Annotated in this window: 4 protein-coding genes and 2 pseudogenes; 2 read left to right on the plus strand and 4 right to left on the minus strand. The window is 45.0% G+C overall.

All coding sequences use genetic code 11. The features are described from left to right. Positions 1 to 75 precede the first annotated feature (75 nt). The 3 genes and pseudogenes from QUA83_RS29900 to QUA83_RS29910 form a co-directional block, all read right to left on the minus strand. Positions 76 to 213, minus strand: a pseudogene (locus QUA83_RS29900) (type II toxin-antitoxin system HicB family antitoxin); the annotation flags it as partial. A 73-nt stretch (positions 214 to 286) separates the two neighbouring features. Then, positions 287 to 634 (minus strand): XisI protein, encoded by a 348-nt coding sequence (locus tag QUA83_RS29905; protein ID WP_333297814.1) that lies wholly within the window; start codon positions 632 to 634, stop codon positions 287 to 289. Between the two features lie 8 nt (positions 635 to 642). After that, positions 643 to 1,037, minus strand: a pseudogene (locus tag QUA83_RS29910) (element excision factor XisH family protein). 360 nt (positions 1,038 to 1,397) lie between these two features. Here QUA83_RS29910 and QUA83_RS29915 point away from each other — a divergent pair. Beyond that, positions 1,398 to 3,098, plus strand: a complete 1,701-nt coding sequence (locus tag QUA83_RS29915) for an ABC-F family ATP-binding cassette domain-containing protein (RefSeq protein ID WP_333297818.1) — start codon at positions 1,398 to 1,400, stop codon at positions 3,096 to 3,098. 79 nt (positions 3,099 to 3,177) lie between these two features. Here the strand turns inward: QUA83_RS29915 and QUA83_RS29920 are convergent, their stop codons facing one another. Then, on the minus strand, positions 3,178 to 4,095 hold the full coding sequence (locus QUA83_RS29920) for a fructosamine kinase family protein (protein WP_333297819.1): 918 nt from the start codon (positions 4,093 to 4,095) through the stop codon (positions 3,178 to 3,180). Positions 4,096 to 4,346: 251 nt separating this feature from the next. On the opposite strand from QUA83_RS29920, the gene QUA83_RS29925 reads away from it, so the two are divergent. Next, on the plus strand, positions 4,347 to 5,034 hold a 688-nt coding region (locus tag QUA83_RS29925; RefSeq protein ID WP_333297820.1), incomplete at its 3' end, for a DUF6444 domain-containing protein.

The following is a 5,034-nucleotide window of genomic DNA, read 5'->3' on the forward strand; positions in this document are numbered from 1 at the left end:
CTCTTTGAGCACAACTTGATATTTTTTATTATATCATATTAGTTGTTTGTGTAATTAATTTTGTTTGACTACTTACATTTCTATCACTTCTTCGCCGTTATGAATTGCTTCCTCACGAGTTTGACCGTGAGTGCAAGGCATCACCACGCGATCGGCAAACTCTCGAATCGTGACTAGGAAAAGCCGATCTTCATCCGACCCTTGAACAATCATACTCTATCGACTCATGAATCATCGCCCTCCCATTCAAATCCCTTCCACTCCATCATACTTTCAAGGATTCTCGCTACTGCTCCCTAGTAGGCACTCCATAAGAAGTATAAGGTCTAACATCAGGCGGTTGAAGCCCCAAAACAATTGATTCGGCAGGAACTCCCGCTGCAACTAACTCCTCAGCAATCAGGCGATCCGTATTATTTGCTTGAATCCACACCTGACCGTCAATAATATCAATATGAATCACGCAATGGTGAATGCGCTGCTCATTAAACCAACCTATATTTATTAACATATAACGGTCATTTTCCAAATCAAAAATTATTTCATTTTTGGTTCCACTGTCAAAAACGGGAATCTCAGCGTATTCAGTAAGGAGCTGCTTAACAAGTTGGCGATAATTATTTAAGCTATCCATTGTACTATTTACTCTATTTTTTGGTTAAAAACAACCAAATTTAGGCGGTTATTATCTAGCAATATCTGACCAAAACTTTCTCCTTCAAAAAGCTCTGTAAAAGCATGTAGTGGAATTGCCCGATACAGTTGTCTTTCTGATTCCGTCCGTTTTAAGATGTCATAGTAAAGAGTATATTGACCCAAAGCTTGCTCTAAATCTGCAATTCTAGACTCTCCGATAAAACTTTTAACTTCAACGGCTATCTTGCGATCGTTGTTCTCAGCAGCTAATAGCTGTTCGGCACCAAGATCGATAGGTTTCTCTTCGCCCAAGCCAAGGGATACGGATCGTGGGTAATTGTCCAGCCAGCCTTAATGAGAGCCTGTTTGACAACTTGATGATAAATGTCTCTTGCTGGCACGATCGCTCTCTTTGGCGATCGAGGTTGACACTGACTATTATTTATAATGTGCAGAAGTCTCAACCATTATTCGAGAAATTCAATCTGAAACAACACGATCGCCCGTTAGCGAAGCCCTCGAAGAGGATCGCCCCACTCAAATAGTCCTGAACCCACATCGAGGCCAGAAACCGGGTTTCTTCCTATATCTCTAGCCCCGAATCTGCGATTTTTCAGAGAAACCCCGTTTCTTCGCGTAACTCCTACCAAATCAAAATCTGGCAATACCCTAAATATAATTAAAATTTGTTAAGATTAACTCGACCTCAGCGCCGGCATCCCATCCGCCGCTAAACCAGCCCTTCCCCAGTCCCCACAACAATGCTGCGACTCGAACACATCAGTAAAATTTACCCCACAGGCGTCGTACTCAAAGATGTCACCTGGGAAGTCAAACCGGGCGATCGCATCGGCTTAGTCGGCGTTAACGGTGCCGGCAAATCCACCCAACTCAAAATCATCGCCGGCGAAATCGAACCCACCGCCGGCGAAGTTATTCGCCCTGCCAGCTTACACATCGCCTACCTCTCCCAAGAATTTGAAGTAGATCCGACTCGCACCGTCAAAGAAGAATTTTGGCGTGCCTTCAGCGAAGCCAACGAAGTCCATGAATCCCTAATGCAAGTCCATCGAGACTTGGAAAACTCCTCCCCAGAAAATCTCGACGAACTGATCCACAAAATGGATCGGCTGCAACGGCAATTTGAAGGCTTAAACGGTTACGGTTTAGAGGCCCAAATCGAGAAAATTCTGCCCGAAATCGGATTTGAACCCGAAGATGGCGATCGATTAGTCAGCGCCTTCAGCGGCGGCTGGCAAATGCGGATGAGTTTGGGCAAAATTCTCCTGCAAAAACCCGACATTCTGCTACTAGACGAACCTACCAACCACCTCGACTTAGAAACGATCGAATGGCTGGAAGTATACCTCAAAGGGCTGACAACCCCAATGGTAATCGTATCCCATGACCGGGAATTTCTCGATCGGCTCTGCACCCAAATCGTCGAAACCGAACGCGGCGTTTCCAGCACCTACCTCGGCAACTACTCCTCCTACCTGCTGCAAAAAGCAGAAGCCAGAGAAGCCCAACTCAGCGCCTACGAAAGCCAGCAAAAAGAACTCGAAAAACAGCAAGCATTCGTAGAAAAATTCCGCGCCAGCGCCACTCGCAGCACCCAAGCCAAAAGCCGCGAGAAACAGTTAGACAAAATCGAACGCATCGAAGCGCCCACCGGCGGATTAAAAACTTTGCATTTCCGCTTTCCCCCCGCACCCCGCAGTGGCCGCGAAGTAGCAATAATTGAAGATTTGGTGCACACCTACGGCGAAAAAATCCTATTCTTGGGAGCAGACTTGTTAATTGAAAGGGGCGATCGTATTGCCTTTCTCGGCCCCAACGGCGCGGGCAAATCAACCCTGCTGCGGATGATTATGGGTTTGGAAAAGCCGACTGAAGGTACTGTCAAATTGGGAGGTCACAACGTCATCCCCGGTTACTTTGAACAGAATCAGGCTGAAGCCTTAGATTTGAATAAAAGCGTGATGCAAACGATTCACGACGAAGTTCCAGACTGGAAAAATGAAGAAGTTCGGACTTTGTTGGGCCGTTTCTTATTTACTGGCGAAACAGTATTCAAACAGGTTGGCGCTTTAAGCGGCGGCGAAAAAGCCCGCCTAGCTTTGGCAAAAATGCTGTTGACTCCCGTGAATTTGCTGATTTTGGACGAACCGACAAATCACCTCGACATTCCGGCGAAAGAGATGATGGAAGAGGCGATTCAGAATTATGACGGTACGGTAATTATCGTTTCGCACGATCGCTATTTCATCTCCCAAGTCGCTAACAAAATAGTCGAGATTCGGGACGGAGAGTTTCGCCCTTATTTGGGAGATTACCACTACTATCTCGATAAAATAGCTGAAGAAAAAGAGCTAGCCAAGTTAGCCAAACTTGAAGCCGAAAAAGCAGCTAAAAAAGCAGAAAAAGAAGCTAAGAAAAAAGCTGCGGCTAAGCAAAAATAAACTTTCCTCCCTCGCAGATAAACCTTAAATCCGCGTTTATCTGCGTGCATCTGCGGTTAAAAAAGCATCTGATTCTTAACTAACCCAAAATTCGACTAATCATCTGATTCGCCTGGGACTCGTAACTCCCACCAAACAAATTAAAATGATTTAAAATGTGATAGAGATTATAAAGAGTTTTGCGTTCTTCATACCCTGAATCCAAAGGCCAAACCTGATTATATCCCCGGTAAAACTGCCCCGGAAATCCACCAAATAGCTCAGTCATCGCAATATCAACTTCTCTATCTCCCAAATATGCCGCCGGGTCAAAAATTACCGGTTCCCCCGCAGATGTCACCCCCGCATTTCCCCCCCACAAATCCCCGTGAACTAGCGAGGGTTGAGGTTCATAACCAGCTAACAATTCAGGAATCATCTCTAATAAACGTTCTCCTTTCGGAAAATGGCCGCCCCGACGCTTAGCCAATTTTAACTGATAACCAATCCGATGTTCTGCCCAAAATTCTGCCCAATTTGCCGTCCAATTATTAATTTGTATAGTTGAGCCGATCGTATTATTAATATCCCACCCAAAAACTGCCCTCAATAAGCCCGAATTAGGCTCTTCTCCCCCCCTTAGCAAGGGGGGGGTGGGGGGGGTGTATTTGTGCATTTCGGCGAGTTTTCGCCCCATTTCTTCCCAAGTTCGATCGCCCCTGCGACTTCCCAAATCCAGCCATTCCAGCACAATATAAGCTGAATTCCCCTCAGTTCCCCAGCAAATCGGCTCAGGTACTCGAATCGTCTGGGTTTCCCCCATTTGCTGCAAAGCCAGCGCTTCAGCTTCAAACATCGCGACTTGGGAAGCTTGATTGAGTTTCGCGAAGTAAGTGCGGGAACTGCTGCTGATAGAATAGCCTTGATTGATGCAGCCACCGCTGACGGAACGGCGATTGGCGATCGAAAATCTTTCTCCGGTTGTTTCACAGATGTGCGTGGCAATTTTGTCCCACATAGCATCAAATCGTTTTGAGGGTTGAGGGCGATGGGAATTAGTTTAACAGGTATGGCAACTTAATCAGCAAAAACAACAAAGCCCCTATATGAAGCTCAGAAAGAGGCTGTGCATTGTCAAATAGAAGAGACTGTTGGCGAATTAAAAAAGGGTGAAACCAAACATCCCATAATCATGGAAAAAAACGTAACTCCCTAGGTAGGATGGTCAGGATGATTCCAATCAAGGAAGAATTATGGTAGTATTCATCCATGAGTCCAGAAGAAAAAGATCAAAAAATTGAGAGTTTAGAGCAAGAAATTCAAGTGCTGCGGCAAAAAATAGCAGAACTAGAGAGGCGTTTGGGGTTAGATAGCCAAACGAGTTCAAAACCACCGTCAAGCGATGGACTCAAAAAAGCGGATAAAATTCGGACAAAAAGTTTACGAGAAAAAGGAAAGCGCCCATCAGGGGGACAGTTTGGTCATGCAGGGCAGACATTAGAACAAGTTTTAGAACCAGATAATATCATAGAACATCCCACACCATGCTCATGTCTATCATGCGGGTGTGACATATCTCAAGTAGAAGCCAAAAAAATGATGGGGCGACAAGTATTTGATATACCAACGCCAAAAATAATCGTCACAGAACACCAAGTTGGGGTCAAAGAATGTCCTGAATGTAAAGCTCAAATACAAGGGAGTTTTCCCGAATCAGTTAAAGCCCCAGTACAGTACGGAGAAAGAATTAGAGCAGTTGCAGCTTATCTAAATCATCAGCATTTTATTCCCGAAGACAGATTAAGTAAAGTGCTGCTGGATTTATTTGGTTGTCGAATGACACCAGGGACAATCGCAAATACAACAAAGACACTTGCCAACGGGTGCATCTCACTTTGGCAAATGTGTCAAAAAAGAGATAAAATGAAAAAGCTAGTAAAATCGTTAAATAAAGATG

The organism is Microcoleus sp. K1-B1 (assembly GCF_036704705.1).
GTDB lineage: Bacteria > Cyanobacteriota > Cyanobacteriia > Cyanobacteriales > Microcoleaceae > Microcoleus.

Coding starts and splice junctions, on each gene's coding strand:
- QUA83_RS29905 (WP_333297814.1), bottom strand. CDS start 634: ATGGATAGCTTAAATAATTATCGCCAACTTGTTAAGCAGCTCCTTACT.
- QUA83_RS29915 (WP_333297818.1), top strand. CDS start 1,398: ATGCTGCGACTCGAACACATCAGTAAAATTTACCCCACAGGCGTCGTA.
- QUA83_RS29920 (WP_333297819.1), bottom strand. CDS start 4,095: ATGTGGGACAAAATTGCCACGCACATCTGTGAAACAACCGGAGAAAGA.